General features: G+C 70.9%; 25 protein-coding genes and 1 pseudogene. 14 read left to right on the top strand and 12 right to left on the bottom strand.

Annotation, left to right across the window (positions count from 1 at the left end; genetic code table 11):
* Positions 1-319 precede the first annotated feature (319 nt).
* On the top strand, positions 320-790 hold the full coding sequence (locus ACLQ28_RS27140; protein ID WP_425689089.1) for a hypothetical protein: 471 nt from the start codon (positions 320-322) through the stop codon (positions 788-790).
* Positions 791-898: 108 nt separating this feature from the next.
* On the opposite strand, the gene ACLQ28_RS27145 is transcribed toward ACLQ28_RS27140, so the two are convergent.
* From ACLQ28_RS27145 to ACLQ28_RS27160, 4 genes are all read right to left on the bottom strand, one after another.
* Positions 899-3,967, bottom strand: coding sequence for a S8 family serine peptidase (locus ACLQ28_RS27145; RefSeq protein ID WP_425689090.1), 3,069 nt, complete (start codon positions 3,965-3,967; stop codon positions 899-901).
* 133 nt (positions 3,968-4,100) lie between these two features.
* Positions 4,101-4,523, bottom strand: coding sequence for a hypothetical protein (locus tag ACLQ28_RS27150; RefSeq protein ID WP_425689091.1), 423 nt, complete (start codon positions 4,521-4,523; stop codon positions 4,101-4,103).
* A complete protein-coding gene (locus ACLQ28_RS27155) occupies positions 4,520-5,215 on the bottom strand; it encodes a hypothetical protein (protein ID WP_425689092.1) in 696 nt (231 codons plus the stop codon). Before ACLQ28_RS27155 ends, ACLQ28_RS27150 begins: the two co-directional genes overlap by 4 nt.
* Positions 5,212-5,445, bottom strand: coding sequence for a hypothetical protein (locus ACLQ28_RS27160; RefSeq protein WP_425689093.1), 234 nt, complete (start codon positions 5,443-5,445; stop codon positions 5,212-5,214). Before ACLQ28_RS27160 ends, ACLQ28_RS27155 begins: the two co-directional genes overlap by 4 nt.
* Positions 5,446-5,718: 273 nt before the next feature.
* Between ACLQ28_RS27160 and ACLQ28_RS27165 the strand changes: the two genes are divergently transcribed.
* Both ACLQ28_RS27165 and ACLQ28_RS27170 read left to right on the top strand, forming a co-directional pair.
* Positions 5,719-5,964, top strand: a complete 246-nt coding sequence (locus tag ACLQ28_RS27165; protein WP_110564024.1) for a winged helix-turn-helix domain-containing protein — start codon at positions 5,719-5,721, stop codon at positions 5,962-5,964.
* Positions 5,965-6,230: 266 nt separating this feature from the next.
* Positions 6,231-6,494: a DUF6244 family protein gene (locus ACLQ28_RS27170; protein WP_110564180.1), complete on the top strand. Its 264-nt coding sequence runs from the start codon at positions 6,231-6,233 to the stop codon at positions 6,492-6,494.
* Positions 6,495-6,638: 144 nt separating this feature from the next.
* Here the strand turns inward: ACLQ28_RS27170 and map are convergent, their stop codons facing one another.
* The gene (gene map, locus ACLQ28_RS27175; RefSeq protein ID WP_425689094.1) at positions 6,639-7,427 is read right to left on the bottom strand and encodes a type I methionyl aminopeptidase; all 789 of its coding nucleotides are present in this window, start codon (positions 7,425-7,427) and stop codon (positions 6,639-6,641) included.
* 104 nt (positions 7,428-7,531) lie between these two features.
* On the opposite strand from map, the gene ACLQ28_RS27180 reads away from it, so the two are divergent.
* Positions 7,532-7,798: a helix-turn-helix domain-containing protein gene (locus tag ACLQ28_RS27180; protein ID WP_425689095.1), complete on the top strand. Its 267-nt coding sequence runs from the start codon at positions 7,532-7,534 to the stop codon at positions 7,796-7,798.
* A 65-nt stretch (positions 7,799-7,863) separates the two neighbouring features.
* Here ACLQ28_RS27180 and ACLQ28_RS27185 read toward each other — a convergent pair whose 3' ends face one another.
* Complete coding sequence (locus tag ACLQ28_RS27185) at positions 7,864-8,850, bottom strand: SEC-C domain-containing protein (protein WP_425689096.1); 987 nt, start codon at positions 8,848-8,850, stop codon at positions 7,864-7,866.
* A 111-nt stretch (positions 8,851-8,961) separates the two neighbouring features.
* Entirely contained in the window at positions 8,962-10,428 is a 1,467-nt protein-coding gene (locus tag ACLQ28_RS27190) for an MFS transporter (protein WP_425689097.1), read from the bottom strand.
* Positions 10,429-10,647: 219 nt separating this feature from the next.
* Here ACLQ28_RS27190 and ACLQ28_RS27195 point away from each other — a divergent pair, with 219 nt between their 5' ends.
* Together ACLQ28_RS27195 and ACLQ28_RS27200 are read left to right on the top strand one after the other, a co-directional pair.
* Complete coding sequence (locus ACLQ28_RS27195) at positions 10,648-11,223, top strand: TetR/AcrR family transcriptional regulator (protein ID WP_425689098.1); 576 nt, start codon at positions 10,648-10,650, stop codon at positions 11,221-11,223.
* Between the two features lie 116 nt (positions 11,224-11,339).
* On the top strand, positions 11,340-11,651 hold the full coding sequence (locus ACLQ28_RS27200; protein WP_425689099.1) for a tyrosine-type recombinase/integrase: 312 nt from the start codon (positions 11,340-11,342) through the stop codon (positions 11,649-11,651).
* Between the two features lie 133 nt (positions 11,652-11,784).
* Here the strand turns inward: ACLQ28_RS27200 and ACLQ28_RS27205 are convergent, their stop codons facing one another.
* Complete coding sequence (locus tag ACLQ28_RS27205) at positions 11,785-12,501, bottom strand: hypothetical protein (protein ID WP_425689100.1); 717 nt, start codon at positions 12,499-12,501, stop codon at positions 11,785-11,787.
* A 483-nt stretch (positions 12,502-12,984) separates the two neighbouring features.
* Here ACLQ28_RS27205 and ACLQ28_RS27210 point away from each other — a divergent pair.
* Positions 12,985-13,407 (top strand): annotated as a pseudogene (locus ACLQ28_RS27210) (esterase/lipase family protein); the annotation flags it as partial.
* Positions 13,391-13,834, top strand: coding sequence for a TetR/AcrR family transcriptional regulator (locus ACLQ28_RS27215; protein WP_425689101.1), 444 nt, complete (start codon positions 13,391-13,393; stop codon positions 13,832-13,834). The pseudogene ACLQ28_RS27210 and the gene ACLQ28_RS27215, both read left to right, overlap by 17 nt.
* 4 nt (positions 13,835-13,838) lie before the next feature.
* On the opposite strand, the gene ACLQ28_RS27220 is transcribed toward ACLQ28_RS27215, so the two are convergent.
* Both ACLQ28_RS27220 and ACLQ28_RS27225 read right to left on the bottom strand, forming a co-directional pair.
* Positions 13,839-15,194: a pentapeptide repeat-containing protein gene (locus tag ACLQ28_RS27220; protein WP_425689102.1), complete on the bottom strand. Its 1,356-nt coding sequence runs from the start codon at positions 15,192-15,194 to the stop codon at positions 13,839-13,841.
* A 155-nt stretch (positions 15,195-15,349) separates the two neighbouring features.
* Positions 15,350-16,222 (bottom strand): aldo/keto reductase, encoded by an 873-nt coding sequence (locus ACLQ28_RS27225; protein ID WP_425689103.1) that lies wholly within the window; start codon positions 16,220-16,222, stop codon positions 15,350-15,352.
* Between the two features lie 177 nt (positions 16,223-16,399).
* Between ACLQ28_RS27225 and ACLQ28_RS27230 the strand changes: the two genes are divergently transcribed.
* The 4 genes from ACLQ28_RS27230 (at position 16,400) to ACLQ28_RS27245 (ending at position 20,810) form a co-directional block, all read left to right on the top strand.
* Positions 16,400-16,765: a YciI family protein gene (locus ACLQ28_RS27230; RefSeq protein ID WP_425689104.1), complete on the top strand. Its 366-nt coding sequence runs from the start codon at positions 16,400-16,402 to the stop codon at positions 16,763-16,765.
* Between the two features lie 132 nt (positions 16,766-16,897).
* Positions 16,898-18,280, top strand: a complete 1,383-nt coding sequence (locus ACLQ28_RS27235; protein WP_425689105.1) for an FAD-binding oxidoreductase — start codon at positions 16,898-16,900, stop codon at positions 18,278-18,280.
* Positions 18,281-18,480: 200 nt separating this feature from the next.
* The gene (pyk, locus tag ACLQ28_RS27240) at positions 18,481-19,929 is read left to right on the top strand and encodes a pyruvate kinase (protein WP_425689106.1); all 1,449 of its coding nucleotides are present in this window, start codon (positions 18,481-18,483) and stop codon (positions 19,927-19,929) included.
* A complete protein-coding gene (locus ACLQ28_RS27245) occupies positions 19,926-20,810 on the top strand; it encodes an acyl-CoA thioesterase (protein ID WP_425689107.1) in 885 nt (294 codons plus the stop codon). The genes pyk and ACLQ28_RS27245 overlap by 4 nt, the downstream gene beginning before the upstream one ends.
* A 65-nt stretch (positions 20,811-20,875) precedes the next feature.
* Here the strand turns inward: ACLQ28_RS27245 and ACLQ28_RS27250 are convergent, their stop codons facing one another.
* Positions 20,876-21,544 (bottom strand): YceI family protein, encoded by a 669-nt coding sequence (locus tag ACLQ28_RS27250; RefSeq protein ID WP_425689108.1) that lies wholly within the window; start codon positions 21,542-21,544, stop codon positions 20,876-20,878.
* Between the two features lie 256 nt (positions 21,545-21,800).
* Here ACLQ28_RS27250 and ACLQ28_RS27255 point away from each other — a divergent pair, with 256 nt between their 5' ends.
* Both ACLQ28_RS27255 and ACLQ28_RS27260 read left to right on the top strand, forming a co-directional pair.
* The gene (locus tag ACLQ28_RS27255) at positions 21,801-22,265 is read left to right on the top strand and encodes an RrF2 family transcriptional regulator (protein ID WP_425689109.1); all 465 of its coding nucleotides are present in this window, start codon (positions 21,801-21,803) and stop codon (positions 22,263-22,265) included.
* Positions 22,266-22,645: 380 nt separating this feature from the next.
* A complete protein-coding gene (locus ACLQ28_RS27260; RefSeq protein WP_425689110.1) occupies positions 22,646-23,644 on the top strand; it encodes a sulfite exporter TauE/SafE family protein in 999 nt (332 codons plus the stop codon).
* A gap of 351 nt (positions 23,645-23,995) precedes the next feature.
* Here ACLQ28_RS27260 and ACLQ28_RS27265 read toward each other — a convergent pair whose 3' ends face one another.
* The gene (locus tag ACLQ28_RS27265) at positions 23,996-25,435 is read right to left on the bottom strand and encodes a pyridoxal-dependent decarboxylase (protein WP_425689111.1); all 1,440 of its coding nucleotides are present in this window, start codon (positions 25,433-25,435) and stop codon (positions 23,996-23,998) included.
* Positions 25,436-25,624 lie beyond the last annotated feature (189 nt).

Here is a 25,624-nt window from a genome sequence, read left to right on the forward strand (position 1 = left end):
GCGCCCCGAGCGCTATCGGTGCGCAATGCGTCGTTGAGCGGCGGAGATTCTGGGGCCGTCACGCCTCAACGCCTCGCAACGGCAGGTCGAAAGGTTGGTCAGGGAATTGCTTGGACAGTCATCCACACACGTTGAGTCGCAAGCGGCAGGGGGCGGGGCGGCCGCTGGGCCGGTAGCAGCCGATGCCGCAGCGGGGACGGCGACGCCCCACCCCGGTCAGGAGTCAGAGCTGACGGTCATCGGGGCGTCGCAGCAGGCCGGCCCCGGCGCGGTAGTGGCGGGTTTCGCTCTGATTGCCGGCGGCGCTGCCGCTGGCTGGATGATCTGGCGTAGCGGCGCCTCGGCGGCGAAGATCCAGCCCGCGGACACCACCGCGGTCTTCCTCACCCTTCTGGTCTTCGCCGCAGCGGTCGAGCGGATCCTGGAACCGTTCTCGCGATGGCTGCCCGGGCGCGCCGCCGAGGCCGCGTTGACGCGGACGGTGGCCGACATGAACGGGCGGCCCGACGGCCCGACGGAGGCCGACCGCGAGGCGGTCGCCGTGGCCACGGCGGCTGTGGCGCGGGCGAAGGCGAACCGCACGATCGTCGCGTGGGGGCTCGCGAGCGGGCTGGCCACCGTGGCGTCCAGCGCCGGCGGGTTCTACGTCCTGCACGCGGTAGCGGGTGCCGAGTGGAACGGTGTGGCGATCTGGATCGACGCCATCGTGACCGGTGTGATGGTCGGCAGCGGCACCAAGCCACTGCACGATCTGATCCACCGGGTGCAGAACGGGCCACCGTCGGCGTAGAGCGCCGCCCCGGAGTCCTGACGCAGATCGTGGAAGGGAACGACCCCTCCTGGGCCGTTCCCTTCCACGATCTACTGCTCTTGAGCCCGCCCCGCTGGGCGGGATGGGCTAGGACCGCACAGTGATCGGCAGGGTCTTGAGCGGCTCCTTGCCGTTGCTCAACACCAGCACACCGACGTAGAGACGGCCCGGGGTGAGCCCGGACCAGTTCAGCGTCACGTCCGCCGTCGCCCCGGGCAGCACGGTGCGTCGCTTGGGATCGATGGTCACCCTGCCCTCCGAGGTGCCGGGCACCCCGGGCAGCAGGGTGGTGATGGTGTACGTGTTCGCCCCCGCACCGGGCGCCGTGTTGAGGGTGTACAGCTGCTCGATGACCAGGGTGTAGTCACCGGCGCCGGGCAGCACCACGCGGGCACCGTCCTTGGCGCCGTACTTGAGGTCCACGACCTTTCCGGTGCTGTCGTAGACGTCGATCAAGTACTCCGCGCACGGCGGGAGCGGGTTGGCGCTCCAGTCGATGTCATCGCAGTGCGCACCATGCCCGGTCACCAGGATCTGCGGGTTGACCGCGCCGGCCGGTACGTGCACCGTGCCCCGGTAGATCGATGCCGGCAGTGGCACCGGCAGATTGTCCGGCGAACGCGAGTCCCAGAGCGGCACGTCACCGGAGAGCGTGGTGTCGGTGCTGGTGCCCGAGGTCAGGCCGGTGGAAACCGCGGTCAGGTTGCCCCGGAAGCCGACCTGCGTGGTCATCGCGAAGGCGCCGGAGGTGCCGGTGCCGGTGATCTCGTCCGGCGCGACCAACCCGGTGTTGCGGACGATCAGCGGGATCGTGACGTGGTGCTGAGACTTGTCGCGCCAGGTCAACGAGCCGTCAGTCCAGGTGTCGAAGGCGCCGGACTTGTTGGTGATCTGCACCTGGAACGTCGCGGTCCGGCCCGGCAGCACGTGCAGCTTCGCCGGAGTGACCTTGACGGAGTAACCGTGGGGTGCCCGCACCTTGGCGGTGTAGTCGCCGGCCTTGCTGCTGACGTTGGTCACGGTACGGGTCACGGTCTGCGTACCGACCATGTTGCCCATCGAGATCGACGGGTAGTTGAGCTGGTTGGTCGCGATCGCACCGATCGTGTCGCAGTCGTCAGCCGGTACCGCGTTGCCCTTCTCGGCCAACCCGCACAGGTACTTCCGCCAGTCCTGCTCGGTGGAGTCGTAGACCAGACCCGGGTCGAACGCGTCGCCCGGTCGGACCTCGCCGGCGCCGTAGTTCAACGGCGTGGCGTCGCTGTCACCCAGCTTGATCGGGTTGCCCTTGTTCGTGGTGTCCACGGCTGTCGTCATGAGTGCCGACCGGATAGCCGACGGTGACCAGGCCGGGTGCTGGGCCCGCAGCAGGGCGGCGATGCCAGCGATGTGCGGGGATGCCATCGACGTACCCGATTCGAGGGCGAAATTCTGCCCGGCGATCGCCGGGGAGAACGCCGCCGCAACCGCGACGCCGGGCGCGCTGATGTCCGGCTTGAGCAGGTCGCTGCCGTTGAAGTTCGATGGTCCGGCCGAGGAGAAACCGGCGACCTGGGGTGCTTCGACCGAGGTCAGGCCGCCGGCCGAGATCGTCGCCGTGGCCTTGCCCGAGGCGATGTACGCGAGGATCGGAGCGGCGTCGGTGTCCAGGATGTGCACCGTGGGCACCGAGTGCGTGTCAGCGTCCTGGGAGTTCACTCCGTCGTTGTAGAGCACCATGCCGACGCCGCCGGCCTTGGCCACGGCGGCGCTCTTCGCGACCCGGTCGGTGACCCCGCGCAGACACAACACGATCGCACCGGTGACCTTGGCCGGGTCGAGTTCGCCGTCCACGCAGAGTTCGGCACCCTGGGTGTTGTCGGGGTTCAGCGCGCTGGCCTTGCCGGATACCAGCGGCGCCGGCCCGGCGGTGGCCGAACCGATGCCCACGCCGGTGATGGTCTTGCCGTTGCCGAGGGTGAGCTTCCGGCTGAACTGCTGGTCGATGGTGCTGGCGGCCACCGTGGTCACCCAGGGGGTGGAGTTGTCGATGGTGGCTGCCTCGGGGCCGGCGTTTCCGCCGGCCGCGGCCACGAAGACGCCAGCCGCGGCGGCGTTGAAGAACGCCTGCTCGACCGCGCTGAAGTTCTCCAGGTCGTCGCCGACCGAGTAGTTGATGACATCGACGCCGTCGGCTACCGCGTCGTCGATGGCGTGCACGATGTCGGTCGAGCTGCCGGTCGCCGTGCCCAAGCCGGTGTCGTAGAGCGCCTTGTAGATCGCCAACCGGGCGGCCGGCGCCACGCCGGAGATCTCGCCGACGGACTGGCCGGCGACAGTAGCCGGCACGCCGTGGTTGCCCGCCGCGGTGCTCGCGGTGTGGGTGCCATGTCCATTGCGGTCACGCGGCGAGGAGTACTCGTCCGGGAAGGCGTCGGCGAGGCTGCCGTACCAACGCGCACCGATCACCTTGTTGTTGCAGGTGACCGGGGCCTCGGTGCCGACGTCACAGGTGCCCTTCCACTTCGCGTCGATGACCGCCTGGTCCGGGCGCGGGGTGGGCAGCGCGGCGAAGCTGGCGCTCTCCGGCCAGAATCCGCTGTCGATGACGCCGATGATGACACCCTCGCCGGCGTGGTCGACATTGCCGAACTGCTGCTGCCACGTGCCGTCGCGACCGGTCAGGCCGAGATAGCTCAACGTCGGCACGGCGCTGGTGTGCACCTTGGTGTCCTCGTACACGGCTCGCACGCCGCGGGTGGCGCGCAGCCGGGCCACCTGGGTACGGGTCAGATCCGCCGCGAAGCCGTTGAAGGCCGTGTCGAAGGCGACCTTGACCTGGTCGGCGGGCAGCCCCACGCCGGTCAGCACGGTGCCGCGCTTCTGGCGCAGGTGCTCCTGGTAGGCCTTGGCACCGCTGGAGCTCCGGTTGAGCTTGCCGCCAACGGCCGCCTTGGTCGCGGCCAGACCAGGTACGCCGCCAGCGTAGGTGGCCAACGGCTGCTCATCGAGTTGGACGAGGTAGCGGGCTATCGGTCCGCTGCTGGTCGGGGCAGGCGCTGCGGTGGCTGCCGCCGGTGTGCCGGCCAGGCCCGCCGCGATCAGGGCGGTGGTGGCCAGGATGCTGACCGATCCGCGCCTGACTCGCCCGGGTAGAGATTTCTTTGCTTGTGGCACGTAGTTGCCCTCCACTTTCGACGCCGCCGCCACGACTGACTACTGGCGACGGTCGCCGAAATTTAAGATCAACAACGGCTGCCTGGAAAGACCCCGTTACCGGAATGCCACGTTGGAGATCGACTTCTGGCTGTTATGTCCGCGTATCGTCCACGCATGCCCCGGCGGCCGCGAGGATCTCGTCGCGCTCGCTGTCGGTGAGACCTTCGTCCTCAAGCAGGGCGAGCAGCAACACCGTCCGGGCGACGATCGCCGCCGCGCTGTCGGGCACCGGTGGACGCTCACCAAGCGCCGCCCAGATCAGCGCCTCGGCCAGCACCGGGTCGACGTCGTGCCCGGTGGGGTCGTAGCGTTCCCGGGCGGACGCCACGAACCGGATCACCGGCGCCCGATCCTGCCCGGCGACGAACCGCCGCCGCACCGCCACCAGCAATGCGCCGGCGAGCAGGTCCGCGTACCGCCGCCAGTCCGCCTCGGCAAACCGGCGCAGCCGCCGTTCGTGGCCGCGCAGCCGCCCGGCCAGCAGACCGCGCAGCGCCGCGTGCGGGTCGGTCACCATCGTCGTCCCCTGAGCATCGTGAGTCGTCTCCTTCGTCGGCGTTGCCTGGTCACCAGCGCGCTCGCCTCGTGGCAGCCGCGCGCGATCTCGTCAGTGCTTCTGCTGTCGGCGTCCTCGTGGCTGGCGCTGCTGGGCCGGTCTGGCGCAGGCGGTGCTGCCGGTTCGCCGGTCAGGGCCGCTTCGCCGGGCGGTGCCGCGGGTTTGCCGGGCGGTGCCGCCGGTTCGCCGGGCGGTGCCGCGGGTTTGCCCGTCAGGGCCGCCACCGAACGGTCGATGCGGCAGCCGCCGACCGCGAGTCGGGCGCCGACCAGGTCCAACCTGGTGATGGCCGCGGCGAAGTGCCGGGCCGCGACCGCGTCCGCCACGATTCGGGTACGCCGTAGCCGGTCCTCGGTCGCACCCAACCGCCAGCGGACACGGGCGGCCAGCGCGGCGGCCCGATCCGCGTCGACCCGAGCCGCTCGCAGGCCGGCGAGCAGGTCCCCGGCCGAGCCCGTCGGCGAATGCCGATCGGCGGCCAGCCCGGCGTAGACGAGGATCAGCGCCCGCCAGCACTCCGTGACCGCGTCCTGCCAGGGCAGCCGCCGGCCGGGCGGCCCCGCCCCATGCAGGTGCGCGCCGGCCCGATCGGCGGCGGCGAGCGTCGTCAGCCAGGCGTCGCGCAGGTCGTCCACGGTGTCGTGGCTCATTCGCCCGCCTCGGCGGTGGCTTTGACCAAGCGGGCGAAGAGCACGTCCGTGCAGGGGTAGTCCGCGCCGCAGCCGCAGACCCAGCGGCGTACGACACGGGGAGGGTGGGCGAAGAGCATGTCGTCGGCATCCTCGACGTCCTGATCGGAAACGAGTTGCTCGGGTCGGCCTGGTGTCTTTCGGGCGGCGGGTTCGGGGTCGTCGGGCTGATCGTCGGGTCGATTGGGCATCGGGACTCCCGGTGGGTTGGTCTCCTTGCTGGTCACGGCTTGTGGGCGGGGGCTTTGTAGGCCGGGGCTTTGGGCCGGGGCGGCGTGCGGGCGCGTCCCGGCACGCCCGATCGGACGGGGGGACCGACCGACCGGGCGCTTCCTGCGCGGTGGGAACGAACCAGCTCCGGGTTGCAGACCTGGGAGCCAGCCACCGGGAAGCTTATATAACAGGTCATGTACGCGCAAGTACTGCCTGCACATTGCTTGCTATATAAAGTTGCTCGTGATCAAATGGCAGGGCAGACCTGGGAGACACCTATGCCCGCCAAGGCCAAGTGGGCGCTGATCGCCGATGGCATCCGCGCTCGGATCAAGTCCGGCGAACTCGCGCCGGGCGACAAGCTGCCCTCGACCTCCGAGCTGTGCCGTCAGCATGACGTCTCGGCCATCGTTGTTCGTCAGGCCATCAACGCGCTCAAGATCGAAGGCCTGGTCGAGGGTGTCGGCGGTGTCGGCGTGTTTGTCGCTGAGCGCTAGGGCTTAACGACCCCGATCTCGGGGTGCTGCGTCCAATCTTGGACAGTTTTCGTTAGTTCGCAACGGCAAGTGTCCAAGATCTGGTTTCCCCGTCCAAAGAGGCCCGTGGACAAGTGCCGTCAATGTCGCTAGTCAGGCATTCGCTGCCCGCAGGGTGACGGGTGAGCAAGCGGGTGGTCGCGCTCGGTGCACGGATCTCGTACGCTCCCATGTGGTCTCCGCCAGTGCGGTGGTGGAGGCGATGGTCGACCAGGGGGAGGGTGCGCGTGAGCGCAGCACAGATCATCGCGCGGTTGGCGGCGGCGTCGCAGAAGCTCGACGAGGCGAAGGCCAAGACCGCAGCGGCAGCCCAGGACGCAGCCGAGGCACGGGCGCTCGTCGCCGGGGCTCTCGAGGGCGTGGCTGCTGGTGCGCTGGTTGGCATGATCGACGCCTATCGTCAGGCCCTCGCTCAGGCGTCCCAGGGTGGCGACCCGGCCAAGCAGCACGTCCAGGAGACGATCGCCAAGGTCCGAGCGCTGGGAAACTGACCACGGGTGGTGGTAGCACAACCAACCATCCACCCGTGCGACCTGCGGTTCCACCGCCGGAGCCGGCGGTCGATTCCACTCAGGATCGCCGATATGGGGGTGTCCGCCCGCTCGGACACCGCCACATCGGCGATATTGAGTGGATCAAGCGAGTGGTGCGGCGTGCCCGGGGCGGGGGGTCAGCACCTGGGGGCCGGCCTCGGTGATCGCGACGGTGTGCTCGGAGTGGGCCGTGCGGGAGCCGTCGGCGGATCGGATCGTCCACCCGTCCTTGTCAAACTTGATCTTGTCAGTGTTACGGCAGAACCACGGCTCGATCGCGATCGTCAGGCCGGGATCGAGCTTCAGGCCCCGGCCGGAGCGGCCGTCGTTGGCCACGTGCGGGGCCTCGTGCATGGTGCGGCCGATGCCGTGTCCGCCGAACTCGTTGTTGACCCGGTAGCCGTAGCGGCGGGCGACCTCGCCGATGGCGGCGGAGATGTCGCCGAGGTGATTGCCCGGCAGTGCGGCGTCGATCCCGGCTTCCAGTGCGACCTCGGTGGCCTCGATCAGCTTCAGGTCTTCCGCGTCGGGAGTGCCGACGATGACCGACAGCGCGGAGTCGGCGACCCAGCCGTCGATCCCGACCGCCATGTCGATGCTCAGCAGGTCGCCGTCGCGCAGCGAATAACTGTGCGGCAGGCCGTGCAGCACGGCGTCGTTGACCGAGAGGCACAGGACGTTGCGGAACGGGCCGCGGCCGAACGACGGCGAGTAGTCCCAGTAGCAGGACTCGGCGCCACGTTCCTTGATCCGGCGGCGGGCGTGGTGCTCGATGTCCATCAGGTTGACCCCGACGGCGGCGACGGCACGCAGCTCCGCCAGCAGTTCGCCGACGAACTGGCCGGTCACGGCCATCTGTTGGATCTCCTTGGGGGACTTGAGCTCGATCACGATCCACCCCTCCCTCTCTGTTGCCGGTATAGTTATACCACGCTGGTCGGCGCGTCTGCCGCGATGGCATTGCTGGTCCGCAAGGGCGGATCTATCCTGCTCACATGGTTCGCCCACCGCTCACTCCCGCACAGATCGCGGCGGGGCAACGTCTCGGGGCGGCGCTTCGGGCCGCGCGAGGTGGCCGCAGCCCCGTCGAGGTTGCCTTGGCGGCCGGCATCTCGCCGGAGACGCTTCGCAAGATCGAGGTGGGGCGGCTCCCGGCACCCGCGTTCGGCACAGTGGTCTGCCTCAGTGAGGTCCTCGGCGTCGCGCTCAGCGACCTGGCCGAGGTGTGGCTCGCCGATGCGCGGGTGCGCGAAGCGTCCTGACCGGGACGATCAGCCGCGCGAGCGCGGGCAGGGACGATCAGCCGCGCGAGCGGCGGCCGCGACGTTCAGCCGCGCGAGCGCGGCAGGCAGCACTTCTTGTACTTGGCACCCGATCCGCACCAGCAGGTGTCGTTGCGGCCGGGCGGCCAGGCCCTGAGGTCGGGCCCGGTGAGCGAATCGGCGTACTCGTCCTGGGTTTCCTCGTCGGTGGGGTCGAGGTCCTCCCGCTCGGCGAAGGCCGCCAGCCCGGTAACGGATCCGACGACCACACCCAGGTCGGTGCTACCCACCCCGGACGCCTCGACGAGGGCGAGTTCGATCTGGGCGCGGTGCTCGTCCCAGCTGGCGGGGTAGCTGCCGCTCAGGGTGGGCCAGCGCATCATCAGCGCGTTGAACTCCGCCTGCGGCCAGAACAGCAGCGTCGCCGGGCCCTCGTCCAGCGCGTCGAGCGCGTGGTTGCTCGCGGCGCGCAGCCGGTCGGCGAGGTTGTCGTACTCGTCGTGCGGCAGGCCCATCTCCTCGCGGAGGTCGTGTCGCACCTGGGCCAGGCCGTAGATCATGGCGGCGGCCTCGTCCTGCGCGTCGTCGGACTCGTGCTGCTGGGTCCGGCTCCGTTCCAGGATCGCGTCCAGCGCGCCGGTCAGCCACTCCAGCGCCGTCTCGGTGTGGCCGGCCTCCACCAGGTCGTCGATCAGATACGTGGCGTCTGGGTCGGTCTCCAGCAGCGGGCGCAGGGCGGTCATCTCGGCCATGCCCTCGTCCGCACGGCCGAGGCGCAGCAACAGGCTGCCCCGCAGTGAGCGGGCGTACGCGATGTCGTCCGACTGTTCGGCGATGGCGCGGGTGGCCAGCGCGAGCGCGTCGGCCAGGTCGCCCGCCTGCTCAAGGATCTCGGCGGCGACGAGCAGGGCGTGTCCGATGTCGTCGGGGTCGGCGACCCGCCCCTCGTCGACGGCACCCACCAGCTCGGCGACCAACGCGGCCGGGTCCGGGCTGTCGGGGCCCAGCGCGCCGATCTCGTCGATGCGGTCGGCGGTCAGCAACTCGGACATGGGCGCATCCTGAAGGCGGGGAACGGACGGGGAGGCGGCCAGCGTACTCCCGAAAACGCCGGATACGCCGGAGCCCGGGGCGGCAAACCGCCCCCGGGCTCCGGCGTTTGGTCAGCGTGCCGACGGCATGGTGGCGAACTCGCCGGCTAGCTCCGACTCGACGATCGTCGCGGTGGACGGCCGGCGACCGGCCGACGCCCGCCGGGCGGACGGGACGGCCAGGGCCGCGAGCGCGGCGGCCAGTGCGATCGCCGTGAGGACGAGAAAGCCCGTCGTGAAGCCGGCCTCCCGGGGCAGGCCGTTGGCCTGTGGGTTCGCGGTGATCACGCCGCTGACCACGGCGGCGCCGATCGCCCCTCCGATGGTGCGGATGTTGGCGTTCATGCCGGTCGCCACGCCGGTCTGGCTGGCGGGCACGCTGGCGACGATCAGGTTGGCCATCGACGCGAAGGCCAGACCGATGCCGAGGCCGACCAGGCCACCGGCGACGGCGACCTCCCAACGGGTGTCATGCGCGGTGGCGAGCATCGCGGAGGCGGCCACGTTGAACGCGGCACCGGTGGCGAGCTGCGCTTTGGCGCTGAAGACGGCCTGGAGTCGGCCGGCGACGATGCCGGCGACGAACATCGCGCTGACCATCGGCAGCATGAGCAGGCCGGCCTGGCTGATGCTCGCGCCGAAGCCGTAGCCGGCGGCAGTCGGGGTCTGCAGGAACTGCGGGAGGAACGCGTACATGGAGAACATCGACGCGCCGTAGAGCAGGGCGACCAGGTTGGTGGTCCAGACGCCGGGCAGGCGCATCATCCGCATGTCGATCAGCGGGTTGGACGAGCGCACCTCGGCGACCAGCCAGCCGACCAGGAGCACCACGGCGAGCGCCAGCAGGCCGAGCACCCGCGGGGAGGTCCAGCCCCAGACCGCGCCCTGGCTGATCGGCAGCAGCAGCGCGACCAGCCAGCCGGAGAGCAGCAGGGTCGCGCGCCAGTCGATGCGACCGGGGGTACGGACTGGCGACTCGGGGACGAAGAGGTGGGCGGCGACGGCGGTCAGCCCGACCACGACCATCGGGATCCAGAACAGCCAGCGGTAGTCCAACGTGCTGACGATCGGGCCGGCCAGCACGATGCCGAGGCCACCGCCGACGGCGACGATCGCCGAGATGGCGGCGACGGCGGACGAGACCCGCGCGGGCGGGAACTCGTCGCGGATGATGCCGAACGACAGCGGGAAGACCGCCCCGCCGATGCCCTGCACGACCCGGGCGATGATGAGGACGCCGATGTTCGGCGCGATGGCGGCCAGCAGGCAGCCGAGGGCGAGCGCGGCGAGCGCGACGACCAGCATCCGCTCCTTGCCCATCATGTCGCCGACCCTTCCGAGGATCGGCGTGAAGATCGACGCGGAGAGCAGGTAGGCGGTCAGGACCCAGGTCACGGTGTTCTGGGAGGTGTGTAGGTCCTGCTGGATGGTCGGTAGCACCGGGGTGATCAGCGACTGCAACATCGCGTAGAACCCGGCACCGGCCGCGAGCACGGTGAAGGTGAGCCGACGCGAGCTGCGCCGGGAGGTCACTGCCACGAGAGAAAACTCCCTGATTACGTACGAAAGGAGGCTTGTCGCCCGCCGTCGGCGACGGGCTCTGGTGTCGGGTCCGGGCGATCGGGTGGCCAGGCGGCGATCGGGCGGGTCCCGAGGTAAGCTAACCGGAGGCAGGCCTCCGGGGATTCCGGAGGGGCGCCTCCACTAAGCTAGCGGAGGGCTGCCTCCGGATGCAACCACGATGAGGTGACGCACGTCATGACCAGCGCGGGGCAGGTGCCCGAGGTCTTCGCGCAGCGGCCCAAGAGGGCCGACGCGCGGCGCAACTACGACGCCCTGATCGCAGCGGCGCGCGACGCGTTCGCCGAGAACGGCGCGGCCGCCTCCCTGGAGGACGTGGCCCGCCGGGCCGGGGTGGGCATCGGCACGCTCTACCGCAACTTCCCCACGCGCCGTCACCTGTTCGAGGCCGTCTACGTCGAGGAGGTCCGGGCGCTGAGCCGCTCCGCCGAGGATCTGGCCGAGCTGCCCCCGTGGGATGCCCTCGTCGCCTGGCTGCACCGGTTCGTCGCGTACGTCGCCACCAAGCGGGCGCTCGCCGAGCAGTTGCTGCACGACTCGGAGATCTTCACGAGCTGCCGGACGGAGATCTACGCCGCCGGTGAGCCGCTGATGAGTCGCGCCCAGGCAGCCGGTGTGGTCCGCGACGACATCGGTTTCGACGACGTGGTGCGGTTGATCAGCGGGCTCACGATGGCCCAGTTCCCGTCGCCCGCGCAACGCGACCGGGTGCTCGGCGTGGCCCTGGACGGGCTGCGCGCCACCGTGCGCTGACCCGGCGTCAGCGGTCGACCAGCAGGAGCCACTCGTCGTCGAGGCGTTGCACGACCGTGCCCGCCGGCCAGCGGTGACCCAGATCGACGATCGCCCGGGCGTGTGAGTACGCCGACTTGGACTCCGACTACGTGTTCGTCAACCTCTGGGGTAAGCCCCACGGTCATCCGCTGACCTACCCCGCGGTCTATGACCTGGTCCGCAGGCTACGACGCCGGACCGCGACCGACTTCGGCCCGCACTGGTACCGGCACACCGCAGCCACTCGGATGCTGCGCGATGGTGTGCCCGTCGAGGTCGTCTCCAAACTGCTCGGACATGCTGACCTCACCACCACAACCAGCGTCTACGGGCACCTGACGGTGGAGGACGTGCGCGAGGCTCTGGATGAGGCGGGCTGGTTCACCGCACGGAAGGTGCGGCGGTGACCGCGCCGATCCCGATCTCCAGCGGCAGGACGGCTACACCTCGCCGGCACGCGCCTCGGCCACGAGCACAGGATCAGCATGCGCTAGATCTGATTCCCGGCGCCGCGGCCCGCCTCTCGGCCGATGACCCGGATCAGCGGCGTGGGGTGGCGGACCGCTCGTACCGGCGCACCAGCTCGGTCAGGGACCGGATCGGCTTGAGCACCCGCTCGGGGTCCTTCGCGCGGAACACCGGGCCGGACCCGATCACCGCACGCTCGTCCACCACCACATCGGTGAGCGGCTTGCGCCACCCGGAAGTGGTGGACGTAGCCCACCTGGCGAACTCCGGAGACGGCTCGGGCAGATGGACCAGCCAGGCCGTGAACGTCTTCCCGATCCAGGTGTAGTCGAAGATCACGAACCGCAACCCGTCGTGGGTGCCGCGCAGCACCGACCACGCCGCCGGGCTGCTCTCGAACCGGAGGTGATGCCGCAAGGTGTCCACCAGTTCCGCGTCCACCTCGGTGAACTGCCAGCCCTCCCGGCGGGCCAGCTCAAGCCGGTCGGTCACCGGGGCCGACGGGTCCGTCCCGCGGTCGCCGCGGATCAGGAACCCGCCGAGCAGGGCCATCAGGGCGCCCAGGCCGATCAGGGCGCCAGCCTCAGACTGGTTGACGGTGCGCTGCCCCTCGGCGTCTTCGACGCTGCGCTGTCCGTCGCGGTAGGTGATGCACGTGTCGCCCTCGCTCATCTTCGAGCCGCCGCAGGAGTTCGAGCCCGCCGCCAGGGACACCGCGCCGAGGATCAGTATCGCGATCCCCGTCAGCAGGATGAACCACGATCGACGGTCCGCTCGTCGCTTGGCCATGAGTTCCCCCGGGTGACGCCGCTCGATGTTCGAAAGCCGGGTCACGCTATCAAGGCGCCCGGCGTGGGCGTCATACACCCAGCAGTGCGGGCCCGGCCCGGACCCGGCGGCGTTCGGCCTGCCCACCACCGACGACGGGGCACGCGATTACGTGCTGCTCGCCCAGAACCTGGTCTCCCTGCTGTCTCTACGAGCCCCATTCGACGCCCTGCGCGCGGCCTCCACCCGCATCGTCGTCGCTGTCGAAGCCGAGTCGCGAAGACGAGCCGGCCCACCGTTGCGGACGGGCGGTCGCGGGCCGGCGGTCCGATGTGGAGCGTGGCCGAATTGCCGGTTCACCCTTTCGGTGACACAACGGGTTACCCGCGCGTAACAAGTCATTGACGCTTCTGAATCAAGGCGGGCATGATCGTCGCACGGTCGACCGGACACCCCACCCACCTGCCCGGTACGCCGGGTGCCTCCCCCCCCGAAGGTGCAGCCATGCTGCTCCGAAAGACGGCCCTCGTCGGGTCCCTCGTCGCTGCCGCCCTGTTCGCGTCCGCCGGCACGGCGACCGCCGCTCCCACCCCGATCCCCGCCGCCCCCACCGCCTTCGCCTCCGCTGCCGCGGCCAACCCGGTGATCGTGGTCGGCGGGCTCAGCGGCGTCGCCGTCGCGTACGAGCCGCTGGCCGCCCGGCTGCGCGCCGGCGGCTACCGCGCCTACGTCTGCCAGCTGCCGGGCCTGGGTCGCGGCGACATCCCCACGTCCGCCCGCGCCTTCGCCAGCTACGTCGACCAGGTGCGCGCCAGCACCGGCGCGGCGACAGTGGACGTCGTCGCCCACTCCGATCGCAGCGGCGCGCGACGCGTTCGCCGAGAACGGCGCGGCCGCCTCCCTGGAGGACGTGGCCCGCCGGGCCGGGGTGGGCATTGGCACGCTCTACCGCAACTTCCCCACGCGCCGTCACCTGTTCGAGGCCGTCTACGTCGAGGAGGTCCGGGCGCTGAGCCGCTCCGCCGAGGATCTGGCCGAGCTGCCCCCGTGGGATGCCCTCGTCGCCTGGCTGCACCGGTTCGTCGCGTACGTCGCCACCAAGCGGGCGCTCGCCGAGCAGTTGCTGCACGACTCGGAGATCTTCACGAGCTGCCGGACGGAGATCTACGCCGCCGGTGAGCCGCTGATGAGTCGCGCCCAGACAGCCGGTGTGGTCCGCGACGACATCGGTTTCGACGACGTGGTGCGGTTGATCAGCGGTCTCACGATGGCCCAGTTCCCGTCGCCCGAGCAGCGCGACCGGGTGCTCGGTGTGGCTCTGGACGGATTGCGCCCCTCGGCCGCCACCCGCTGACCGCTCAGCTGTCGGTCAGCAGCAGCCATTCGTCGTCGAGTCGTTCGACCACGGCGCCTGTCGGCCACCGGTGACCAGGATCGGTCACCGCCCGTGCCTGGTCGACCTGTGGCGGCCGGCTGAACTGTGCATCGCGGAAGCTGGCCATGTTGTGGAATCGCGCCCGGCCGAAGTTCGCCGCGTCGGTGAAGCGGGCGTGGTCGAACAGCGCCTCCGCGCCGAAGATCGTCCAGCGGAACAGCGCCATGTTCGTGAAACGGGCGGCGTGGAAGCTGGCCGACCCGCCGAACTCGGTGTGCTCCATCGAGAGGGCGCCGACAAACTCGGCCTCCCGAAAGCTGGCGGCATCTCCGAAGCGGGTCGCGTCGAAGCTGGTCGGCTGACCAAAGGTCGCCCGACGAAACGAGGCCGGGCCGGCGAAGCTGGACCGCCGGCAGGACAGGTCGTCGAACGCCGCCCCGTCGAAGCTGGCCGAACCGCCGACGTGGGCACCGTCCAGCACGACCTCCCCGTCGGCGTTGAGATCGTCGAAGACCACGTCACCGAAGACCGCCGCCCCGAGCAGGAGGCGCCCCCGCGCCGTCGCGCCCGCGAAAATGGTCGTGCCGGTGAACACCGCCGCCGTGAAGTTCGCGTCGACCAGGGTGCAGCCGGCGGCGTCGAAGTCGACAAGCGCGGCACCGGTCAGGTCCAGTGTGACCTCCGGCCAGTAGGCCGCGTCGTCCGCGCGCAGGTGCCGGGTGAGCACGCGCTGCGCGGTGCGTCGCACCTCCGTCTCGCGCGGCTCGCCGTCGCCCGCCGGCATCCGCAGGTACGCGCAGAGCACCGCCGCGATCGTCGGGCGCTGCCCCGGATTGTCCTGACCGAGGCGTTCCAGGGCGTGCAGGCCGCCGAGGCGTACCGCCGCGCTGTCGTTGCCGAGCAACTCGACCGCGCTGGTGTAGAGCTCGGTCAGCCGACGCTCGGCGGCGTCGTGTTCGGCCGCGCTGGACTGCCGGTCCTGGTGGCGCTGAGCGGCTACGGCCACCGCCTCGGCGTGCGACTGCACCCGGTCCCGGTGTGCCTGGTCCTGGGCGGCGACGCCCTCCTGATGCCGCTGCGCGCGCTCGGTGATCCACTGCCGGCGCGCGGCCAGCAGCAGCGCGAGCCCTCCTCCGGTGCCCGCGACGACGGTCAGGCCGGTGCGGATCGCGTCGATGCGCAGGGTGGCGCGGGTGTCCGGCTGGCTGGCCCGGTCGGCTTCGCTGAGCAGCAGGTCCAGCACAAGCCAGCCCAGCGCCACGGCGACCAGCAGGCCGATCAGGACCAGCCACCACGGCATCACTCGCAGCTGGTGCGCGGTGGGTTTGTCGACAGCCACGGCCACAGCATGCCAGTCGCCGCCGGAGGTCCGATATGGAGCGCAGCGGTATGCCCGGTTGCGCCCCCCGCCGGAACAACGGGTTACCGACGCGTTGGCCCGGGAGCCCGGTTCGGACGCCGCCGACTGAACCGGCGACGTCCGAACCCGACGCGTCAGCTCGCCTTGGCCAGCGCCTCGAACTCGTCGTCGGTGAGCCGCACGTCGGCCGCGCTCACGTTCTCCTCCAGGTGCGCCACCGAGGACGTACCGGGGATCGGCAGCATCACCGGCGAGCGGCGCAGCAGCCAGGCCAGCGCGAGCTGTGCGGGCGACGCGCCGTGCGCGTTGGAGATGGCGTCCAGCGGGCCGCCCGGGCGGGCCAGCTCGCCGGTGGCGATCGGGAACCACGGGATGAACGCGAGGTCGTTGCGTTCGCAGTACTCCAGCACGTCCTCGGCGCTGCGGTTCGCGAGGTTGTACAGGTTCTGTACGGAGGCGATCGTGGTGATCGCGCGAGACTCCTCGATCTGCGCGACGCTCACCTCGGACAGCCCGATGTGCTGGATCTTGCCCTCCTGCCGCAACAGCGCCAGCTCACCCAGCTGATCGGCCAGCGGCACCTTCTCGTCGATCCGGTGCAGCTGGTACAGCGGGATGCTGTCCAGGCCGAGGTGGCGCAGGCTCAGCTCACACTGCTGACGCAGGTATTCCGGGCGGCCCACCGGGCGCCAGTCGCCCGGGCCCGAGCGGGTCAGCCCGGCCTTGGTCGCGATGACCAGATCGTCGGCGTACGGGTGCAGAGCCTCGCGGATCAGCAGCTCCGAGACGAACGGCCCGTACGAGTCGGCGGTGTCGATGAACGTCACGCCCAGCTCGATGGCCCGACGCAGCACCCGGACCGCCTCCGCTGGGTCCTTCGGGTCACCCCAGACACCCGGGCCGGTGATCTGCATCGCCCCGTAACCGAGGCGGTTGACGGTGACGTCGCCGCCGATCCGGTAGGTGCCGGACGCCTTCGCGGGCTGCTCACTGATGTTGGTCGCCATGGGTAGATCATCCCCCGGAACTCGGCCGTCGTCCTGCGTGTCGGCCGACTGTGTGTGCCCGGACACGTGATCAGCCCGCCGAGGCCAGTTGCCCGCAAGCGTCCGGTACGAGCGGGGCGTACGTGCGACGCTGGCCGGGGCCGGTGTGTTTCCGGCGCGACGGCGGAGGGAGCACCCATGGCGTCAGTGCCGCAGGTCAACTTCGCGCTCGACACGTACGAGTGCATCGTGATCTATCCCGGCGCGGCCGGACGGGTCCTGCCCGCCGAGACCGTTCAGCGGTTGCAGTCGGAGCACGCTGAGCACATGCAGGCGTTGCAGCGCAGCGGCATCATCCTGGTCGCCGGCTCGATCGACGGGCCGGCCCGCAACCCGGACCCGCCGATCGGCTTCGGGCTGGCCCGCACCGGCAGCGTCGACGACGTCCGCAGCGTGCTGGAGGCCGACCCGGCGGTGCAGGCCGGGCTCTACCGGGTGGACGTGCTGAGCTTCCTCTGCCCGGCCGGGTCCCTGGAGTTTCCACTGGTCAAGACCGAGAGCTGAGCTGCCGGTCGATCGGCGGCTGTCGTGATGACGACGGCGCTCGGCGGCATGCCGGTGTTACGGTCGCGCCAGCGAGGGCCGCCGCCTGGGCGCACCCGGAAGCCTTGGGTCGGCCCCGGTCGAGGAGTCGCCATGATCTCCGCAGCCACCCCCGATGTCGCGACAGCCACCGCCCGGCTGCGCGCCCTGCTCGGCGACCGGCTGCACGAGCCGGGCGAACCCGGCTTCGTCACCGCCACCCGGCTCTGGAACGGCGCGGTGGACCGCTCACCCGTACTGGTCGCCGAATGTCTGAACTCCGACGAGGTGGCCGACGCGGTGCGCATCGCCGCCCGGTGTCACCTGCCCCTCTCGGTCCGCTCCGGCGGGCACGACTGGGCCGGCCGGGCGCTGCGCGACGGTGGCCTGGTGCTCGACCTGACCGGGCTGCGTGCCGTCCGGGTCGACCCGGACGCGGCCACGGTGACCGTTGGAGGCGGCACCACGACGGCCGAACTGCTCGCCGCCGCCCGCCCGTACGACCTCGTGGTGCCCACCGGTGTGGTGCGCGACGTGGGCATGGCGGGGCTCACCCTCGCCGGCGGGTACGGCCCGCTCTGCGGCCGGTTCGGCCTGACCTTGGACAACCTGCTCGGTGCGGAGGTGGTCCTCGCCGGCGGTCGCCGGATCACCGCCGACCCTCAGCACGACGCCGAGCTGTTCTGGGCGCTACGCGGCGGCGGCGGGAACCTCGGTGTGGTCACCGAGCTGCGCTTTCGCGCGCACCGGCTGCCCGCCGTGCTGGCCGGCATGATCATGTTCGCGCTGGCGGAGGCGCCGGCCGTGCTGCGCGGCTACGGCGCGCTGATCGCCGAAGCCCCGGACGAGCTGACCGTGATGGCCGGCTTCCTGCCCGGCCCGGCCGGTGAGCCCGTGGTCTTCGTCTGCCCGTTCTACAGCGGCCCGGACCTGGACGCCGGGTCGCCGTGGGTGGAGCGGCTGCGCGCGCTGGGCACCCCGCTGGTCGACCAGATCACCCCGATGCCGTACGCGGACGCGCTGCGGATGTTCGACGGCGGGATGGTCGACGGCAACCACTACCTGCTGCGTACCCGGTGGCTTCCCAGGCTGACCGACGGCACGGTGGATGCCCTCGTCGACGCGGCCCGGCAGGTCAGCTCGCCGTTCTCCGCGCTGGCCCTGCATCACTTCCACGGTGCCGCCACCCGGGTCCGGCTCGCCGACACGGCGTTCGGCCTGCGGAGGGACCACCTGCTGACCGAGATCATCGCGGTCTGGGCACCCGGCGAGCAGGCCGGGCCGCACCGGGAGTGGGCCGAGCGCACCTCGACAACGCTCGCCCCGCACGCCCTGCCCGGTGGTTACCCCAACCTGCTCGCCCCGGAAGAGACCGACCGGGTCCGGCTCGCCTACGGCACGAACTGGGCGCGGCTGCGCCGGGCAAAGCACCACTACGACCCGCGTGACCTGCTCACCGCGGTGCCCACCCTGCCGCCGTCGGGGCACCCACGGTGAGCCTCTGCCGGGAGCACCCCGACAGCGCACGTCAACAGAGGCGTACGATTCCCGGCGCGCGGTCGCCGTTGCCCGTCGCCACAACGTTCCCGGCGCGGTTTTCGCCCGCCGGCCCGACGCGCACCGCGCGTCGTTCGACACATGTTCCACTGCCTGCAATGGGTCGGCCCCGGGTCCGACCTGAAGGAGAGACTAGCCTGATGGGCGTGACACGCCGCGTTAAGATCGTCTGCACTCTGGGTCCCGCCACCTCATCCCCGGAGCGCATCCGGGGTCTTGTCGAGGCCGGCATGAACGTGGCGAGGCTCAACTTCAGCCACGGCAGCCACGCCGACCACGAGGCGGTCTACCGACTGGTCCGGGAGGCGTCCGAGGCGGCAGGTAAGCCCGTGGCGATCCTCGCCGACCTGCAGGGCCCCAAGATCCGGCTCGGCAAGTTCGCCGACGGCCCCCACGACTGGCGCACCGGCGACTCGGTCGTGATCACCGGCGACGACATCCTCGGCACCAAGGAGCGGGTCTCCTGCACCTACCGCAAGTTGCCCTACGAGGTGAAGCCCGGTGACCGGCTCCTGATCGACGACGGCCGGGTCGCCGTCGAGGTCACCGACGTCACCGGCAACGACATCCGCTGCCTGGTCACCGAGGGCGGCCCGGTCTCCAACAACAAGGGCGTCTCGCTGCCCAACGTGGCGGTCAGCGTGCCCGCCATGTCGGAGAAGGACGCCGAGGACCTGCGCTTCTCCCTGGGCCTCGGCGTCGACCTGGTCGCGCTCTCCTTCGTCCGCTCGGCCGAGGACATCAAGCTCGTCCACAACATCATGGCCGAGGAGAACGTGTTCCGGCCGGTGCTGGCCAAGGTCGAGAAGCCGGAGGCGGTGGAGCACCTTGAGGCCATCGTGCTGGCCTTCGACGGCGTGATGGTCGCCCGCGGTGACCTCGGTGTCGAGATGCCGCTGGACGAGGTCCCCCTGGTGCAGAAGCGCGCCGTGCAGCTGTGCCGGGAGAACGCCAAGCCGGTCATCGTGGCCACCCAGATGCTCGACTCCATGATCGAAAACTCTCGCCCCACCCGGGCGGAGGCCTCCGACGTCGCCAACGCCGTGCTCGACGGCGCGGACGCGGTGATGCTCTCCGGCGAGACCAGCGTCGGCAAGTACCCGGTGCTGACCGTCAGCACCATGGCCAAGATCGTGACGACCACCGAGTCCGGTTCGATCGGGGTGCCCCGGCTGCAGCACGACCCGCGTACCCACGGTGGCGCGCTCACCGTTGCCGCCTCGTCGATCGCCCGGGCCATCAACGCCAAGGCGCTCGTCGCCTTCTCGCAGACCGGTGACACCGTCCGACGGCTGTCCCGCCTGCACTGCGACCTGCCGCTGCTGGCCTTCACCCCGGTCCCCGAGGTGCGCGACCAGCTCGCCCTCACCTGGGGTGTGGAGACCTTCCTGATGCCGTTCGTGCAGCACACGGACGACATGTTCCGCCAGGTCGACCAGGCACTGCTCGGCCTCAACCGGGCCAACCCCGGTGACTACGTGGTGATCGTGGCGGGCAGCCCGCCCGGCACCCCCGGCTCGACCAACACGCTGCGCGTCCACCAGCTCGGCTCGCTTGTCGACGCGGCGTCGGCGCGGGCGCTGCAGTGACCGACGGTCGGGTCGCGGTCGGCCAGGCGGCGGTGGACCAGCTGCTGGAAGTGCTTGACCTCGACCCGACCGGGGAGATGACCTTCCGGGGGATGAGCCCCCCGGTCGGTCCACAACGGGTGTACGGCGGCCAGGTCGCGGGTCAGGCCCTGGTCGCCGCCGGCCGCACGGTCGACCCGGAGCGGTTCGTGCACTCGCTGCACGGCTACTTCGTTCGCCCCGGCGATCCGGTCGAGCCGATCGAATACCAGGTGGAGAACATCCGCGACGGCCGGTCCTTCTCGGTCCGCCGCTCGGTCGCCCTTCAGCACGACAAGCCGATCTTCTTCATGTCGGCGTCGTTCCAGCGCACCGAAGAGGGCCTGGACCATCAGGCCCCGGCCCCACTCGACGTACCCCCGCCGCAGGACGTGCCGACGATGACCGACCGGCTGTCCCGCTACCCGGAGCGGCTGGGCATCTGGGGTCAGATCCCACGTCCGATCGACGTGCGCTACGTCGGCGAGCCCGGCTGGGTCCGTCCCGGCGACCGGCCCGCCGACCCGCACCAGCGCGTCTGGATGCGGATCGACGGCAAACTGCCGGACGACCCGCTGCTGCACGCCTGCGCGCTCACCTACGCCTCGGACCTCACCCTGCTGGACTCGGTGCTCTCCGTGCACGGCGAGGTGTGGGGGCCGGGCGGGTTGGTCGGCGCGAGCCTCGACCACGCGCTGTGGTTCCACCGGCCGTTCCGCGCCGATGAGTGGTTCCTCTACGACTGCCTGAGCCCGTCGGCGTCCGGCGCGCGTGGGCTGGCGACCGGCCGGATGTTCACCGCGGACGGCCAGCAGATCGCCAGCGCCGTCCAAGAAGGCCTGCTGCGCCGCGTAGGCGCCTGATCCGGTCAGTCACCCCCGCCAGGCGCGCACCCCCACAGGGCGCGTCTTGGCGGGGATGAAGCGCGTCAGGCCTGGTAGATAGCCTCGCCGGCGATTTCGATCTGCACCGACTTGCCGACCAGCACCCCGCCGCTCTCGAGCGCGACATTCCAGAGCAGGCCGTAGTCCTCGCGGTTCATTTCGGCCGTCGCGCTGAATCCGAAGATGTTCTGCCCGTACGGATCAGTACGGGCACCACCGAAATTCACCTCAAGGTCGACAGCCCGGGTGATTCCCTTCACCGTCAACTCGCCGGTGAGCACGAATCGTCCAGGGGTGCCATCGGACTTTGACGGAACAATGGGACTCCGGCCCCGCCCACCGAGCCGATGGGTGCGCAGACGGGCCCATTGAAAGATGGGGTCCTCGTTGCCCTTCCACTTGATGCCCGTGCTTCGATATTCGAGGGTGGGGTAGCGCTCCACATCAAGGAAGTCGGCACTCTTCAGATGCGTGTCCCGGTCGACGCTGCCGGTGGTGATGCTTGCCGATGCGATCGTCGCCGTCACCGAGCTGAGCAGCGGGTCCTCCGCCACGAAGATCTGCGCCGTGGCCTCGGCGAACTCGCCGCGCACCGGGCTCACCATCATGTGCCGGGACAGGAAACCGATCCGCTTGTGCGCCTGATCGAGAAGATAGGAGCCGGCGACCGGGATGGTCATGCCATCCCAGGTGCGTGTGGCGATATCGGTCATCGTGTTGCCTTCCCCCCGATGTTTGTCAATATGCTGCCCGGCGCCGCTCTACCGGTCTGACGGTCGTGACCCCGCCCAGCATAGGGACGCCCCATACCGCCATTTCGGCCCCCACCGAACGGTGGATGATGAGGTGCTTCACTGGTCCTCGACTGCGGCCGGAACGGGCGCAAATAGCGCGGGTCTCCATCGATGCGTGCCCGATCGGTCGAGGGGCGGCGGCCTGGCCGGCTGGCCAGCGGCTAATCTTGCCGACATGCGCCTCTCCGCCCGGGTCGACTATGCCCTCCGCGCGGCCGCTGAGCTTGCCGCGACGGCCAGTGGTCCTGGGCGTGGCCGGCCGGTCACGGCCGAACAGATCGCCCGTGCCCAGGAAATCCCGCCGAAGTTCCTGGAGAGCATCCTGCTCCAGTTGCGCCGGGGCGGCATCGTGCACGCCCAGCGTGGCCCGGAGGGCGGCTACTGGCTGGCGCGCCCCGCCGAGGAGATCTCCCTCGCCGAGGTGATCCGGGTGGTCGACGGGCCGCTCGCCCACGTACGCGGGCAGCGCCCTGAGCAGCTCGGCTACCACGGCCCGGCCCGCGCGCTCCAGGAGGTCTGGATCGCGCTGCGGGCAAGTGAGCGGGAGATCCTGGAGCTGGTCAGCGTCGCCGACGTGGCCGCGGGCACCCTGCCCGCGCGCGTCACCGAGCTGGCAGCCGACCCGCGCGCCTGGATCTGAGGGCTGGCCCGCTTCCGGGCCCCGCGTCAGCCGCGCTGCATCGCGGTATCTGACCGCGCTGCTTGACGGGTGTCTGGCCGCGCTGCGCTGCGACGTCTGGCCGCGCTGCGTTGCGACGTCTGGCCGCGCTGCGTTGCGACGTCTGGCCGCGCTGCGTTGCGACGTCTGGCCGCGCTGCTTGACGGGTTGTGACCGTGCTGCATGGCGGCGTGTGACCCCGCCTGCGGCGGATGGCGCCTGGCTGCGGCGGGCTGCGCGGTGGTGTCTGCTGCGGCGGGCCGCGTGGCGTCCCATCCACCGATCAGGTGCTTGACCCTGGCAGTGCCGTGCCGCATTGTCGACTAAGTCGATAGGAGATGCCGAAAAGTCAGGGGGCGCTCGTGCGCAAGCTGCTGATCCTCGCTCTGGTCGGGCTCGCCGCGCAGCTGATCGACGGCTCGCTCGGCATGGCGTACGGACTGACTTCGTCCACTCTGCTGCTGGTCGCCGGGGTCGCCCCGGCCGCCGCCTCGGCCTCGGTGCACCTGGCCGAGATCGGCACCACGCTCGCCGCCGGGGTCGCGCACTGGCGGTTCGGCAACGTCGACTGGCGAGTGGTGACCCGCATCGCCCTGCCCGGCGCGATCGGTGCCTTCGCTGGCGCCACCCTGCTCAGCTCGATCTCCACCGAGTCGGCGGCACCGTGGATGGCCGGCATCCTCTTCACCCTCGGCGCGTACCTGCTGGTCCGCTTCGCCCGACCGCTGCGCACCGATCGGGTCGGCGGGCGGCTACGTGGTCGCTTCCTCGGCCCCCTGGGCCTGGTCGCCGGCTTCGTCGACGCGACCGGCGGCGGCGGGTGGGGGCCGGTGGCCACTCCGGCGCTACTGGTCTCCGGCCGGATGGAGCCACGCAAGGTGATCGGCTCGGTCGACACCGCCGAGTTCGTGGTGGCCGGCGCGGCCAGTGTCGGCTTCCTGATCGGGCTGGGCACCGAGGGGTTCCTGCTCCCCACCGTCGCCGCGCTGCTGATCGGCGGGCTGATCGCCGCCCCGCTGGCCGCCTGGCTGGTGCGCATCGTGCCCGCCCAACTGCTCGGCGCGGCGGTCGGCGGCGTGATCGTGCTGACCAACGCCCGCACCCTGATCCGTTCCGCCGAGCTGGGCGGCCCTGCCCGCCCCGCCGTGTACGCCCTACTGGCCGCCGGCTGGTTGGCCGCCCTGGTGCTGGCCGTGCGGGCTCTACGTCGTACCCGCCACGCCCGCGCCGAGGCCGTGAGTGCCACCCCCTCTGCCGCCTCTGATTTTGCCTCTCTTGCCGGTCCCGATGACCTCGCTGCGGCTCCCGCTGTCGCGGCCCCGGTCGAGCTGGCGGCAACGGGTACGCCCACCCCACGCTGACCCCCACTGACCCCCGCGCCGGCCCCAACCCGCGCGCCTGCCGGTGAGTCCGCTCGCGCCTTCGGCGGCCTGCGTCCATCTGCGGCGCCAAGATCCGGGCAACTTCAGGGAAACTGCTGCCTCCGGCGTGTCTGAGGCAGCAGTTTCGGGGAAGTTGCTCGGATCTTGACGCGGACGCGGACGCGGACGCGGGCGCGGGCGCGGGCGTGGGGCGTGGGGCGTGGGGCGTGGGGCGCGGGGCGCGGGGCGCGGGGCGCGGGGCGCGGGGCGCGGGGCGCGGGGCGCGGGCGTGGGACGTGGGCGCGCGGGGCGTGGGACGCGGGCGCGGGTGTGGGGCGCGGGTGTGGTGCGTCAGGGGGCGAGTAGGTCTTTGGCTGTGTTGGCGAGCAGTGTCCAGGCCTCGTCGACGTGTGTCTCGGTGGTTTGTGGCGAGCCGACCGCCAGTCGCAGCGTGTACCGACCGGCGACCCGGGTGTGCGTCAGGAGCACCTTCCCGGCGGCGTTCACCTCGGACAGCAGTGCCGCGTTGACGTCGTCGTCGGCGCGTAGTCGGAAGCAGACGAGCGAGAACGGGTGCGCCGCCGCCAACTCGAACCGGTCGTCGGCGCGGACCCGCTCGGCGAACCGGTCGGCCAGCGTCACCCCGGAGCGGATGTGGGCTCGCAGCCCTTCGGCGCCGTACCAGCGCAACACGAACCACAGCTTCAAGGCCCGGAACCGTCGGCCGAGCGGCACCTGCCAGTCCCGGTAGTCGATCACCGCGCCGGACTCGGAGGCGGCGTTGCGCAGGAACTCCGGCAGCACGGTGAGCGCCTCGATCAGCTCGGCGCGGTCGGCGACCCAGAACGCGTCGCAGTCGAAGCCGGTGAGCAGCCACTTGTGCGGGTCGAAGCAGTACGAGTCGGCGTAGTCCAGGCCGGCGTGCGACCACCGCAGCTCGGGGCAGACGGCGGCGGCGCCCGCGTACGCGGCGTCCACGTGCAGCCAGATTCCGTACTCGGCGCAGATCGCCCCGATTTCCGGTATCGGGTCGACGGCGGTGGTGGACGTGGTGCCGATGGTCGCCACCACGATGGCGGGAATGTCCCCGGCGGCCAGGTCGGCCTCGATCGCGGCGCGTAGGGCGCCCGGCAGCAGTGCCTGGGTGTCCGGGTCCACTTCGATCGGCCGGACGCCATCAGCGCCCAGCCCGGCGATCCTGACGGCCTTCTCGATGGAGGAGTGCCCGTGGATGGAGGTGTACGCGCGGTAGCGCCGGTCGATGCCGGTGGCGCGCCAACGCCCTCCGCTGGCCCGATGTAGCGCGGTCAGGGTGGCCACCAGGGTCGCCGAGGACGCCGAGTCCTGGATGACCCCACCGCCGGTGCCGGTCGAGCGGAACCGCTGCGGCAGGTCCATCAGTTGGGCCAGCCAGTCCATCAGCACCGTCTCCAACTCGGTGCAGGCCGGGCTGGTGGCCCAGAGCATGCCCTGCACGCCGAGCCCGGAGCTGACCAGGTCGCCGAGCACGCTCGGGCCGGAGGTGTTGGCCGGGAAGTAGCCGAAGAAGCCCGGGTGCTGCCAGTGGGTCAGCCCCGGGAGGACGATCGAGTCCAGGTCGGCGAGGACCGCTTCGACCGGTTCGCCTCCGGTGGTGGGCGGCGCGGTGGGGAGAGCGGCGGCCACGGTGCCCGGCGGGTCGGCCGGGGCGACCGATCGTTGCTCCAGCGTTGTCCAATAATCGGCGATCCAGTCGACGACGGCGTGGCCGGCGCGACGGAACTCGGCGGGGTCCATGTGGGGGGCACTCACCCGAATGAGTTGATCAGGCAGCGATCGTCGAGGCAAGACCGGGCGTCCGCAGCATGTGACAACCATCGATGTTGCGCCCTGGAAAACGCTTGCCTTACGATGCGCGGTGAGTCGGATCCGTGAGTTCCAGGGCGTTCACCCCCGATCAGATCGCCGTCCGTCGCCGTAGCGGCGGAGCGAGCCACTGTG

Origin of the sequence: Micromonospora sp. DT201 (assembly GCF_049841575.1) — a bacterium.
Classification (GTDB): Bacteria; Actinomycetota; Actinomycetes; order Mycobacteriales; family Micromonosporaceae; genus Micromonospora.

What these genes read in the sequence shown, in the direction of transcription:
- ACLQ28_RS27160 (WP_425689093.1), bottom strand. Translation starts at nt 5,445, where the DNA reads ATGCCCAATCGACCCGACGATCAGCCCGACGACCCCGAACCCGCCGCC.
- ACLQ28_RS27185 (WP_425689096.1), bottom strand. Translation starts at nt 8,850, where the DNA reads ATGTCCGAGTTGCTGACCGCCGACCGCATCGACGAGATCGGCGCGCTG.
- ACLQ28_RS27235 (WP_425689105.1), top strand. Translation starts at nt 16,898, where the DNA reads ATGATCTCCGCAGCCACCCCCGATGTCGCGACAGCCACCGCCCGGCTG.
- pyk (WP_425689106.1), top strand. Translation starts at nt 18,481, where the DNA reads ATGGGCGTGACACGCCGCGTTAAGATCGTCTGCACTCTGGGTCCCGCC.
- ACLQ28_RS27155 (WP_425689092.1), bottom strand. Translation starts at nt 5,215, where the DNA reads ATGAGCCACGACACCGTGGACGACCTGCGCGACGCCTGGCTGACGACG.
- ACLQ28_RS27195 (WP_425689098.1), top strand. Translation starts at nt 10,648, where the DNA reads ATGACCAGCGCGGGGCAGGTGCCCGAGGTCTTCGCGCAGCGGCCCAAG.
- ACLQ28_RS27205 (WP_425689100.1), bottom strand. Translation starts at nt 12,501, where the DNA reads ATGGCCAAGCGACGAGCGGACCGTCGATCGTGGTTCATCCTGCTGACG.
- ACLQ28_RS27225 (WP_425689103.1), bottom strand. Translation starts at nt 16,222, where the DNA reads ATGGCGACCAACATCAGTGAGCAGCCCGCGAAGGCGTCCGGCACCTAC.
- ACLQ28_RS27230 (WP_425689104.1), top strand. Translation starts at nt 16,400, where the DNA reads ATGGCGTCAGTGCCGCAGGTCAACTTCGCGCTCGACACGTACGAGTGC.
- ACLQ28_RS27250 (WP_425689108.1), bottom strand. Translation starts at nt 21,544, where the DNA reads ATGACCGATATCGCCACACGCACCTGGGATGGCATGACCATCCCGGTC.
- ACLQ28_RS27255 (WP_425689109.1), top strand. Translation starts at nt 21,801, where the DNA reads ATGCGCCTCTCCGCCCGGGTCGACTATGCCCTCCGCGCGGCCGCTGAG.
- ACLQ28_RS27165 (WP_110564024.1), top strand. Translation starts at nt 5,719, where the DNA reads ATGGCAGGGCAGACCTGGGAGACACCTATGCCCGCCAAGGCCAAGTGG.
- ACLQ28_RS27180 (WP_425689095.1), top strand. Translation starts at nt 7,532, where the DNA reads ATGGTTCGCCCACCGCTCACTCCCGCACAGATCGCGGCGGGGCAACGT.
- ACLQ28_RS27140 (WP_425689089.1), top strand. Translation starts at nt 320, where the DNA reads ATGATCTGGCGTAGCGGCGCCTCGGCGGCGAAGATCCAGCCCGCGGAC.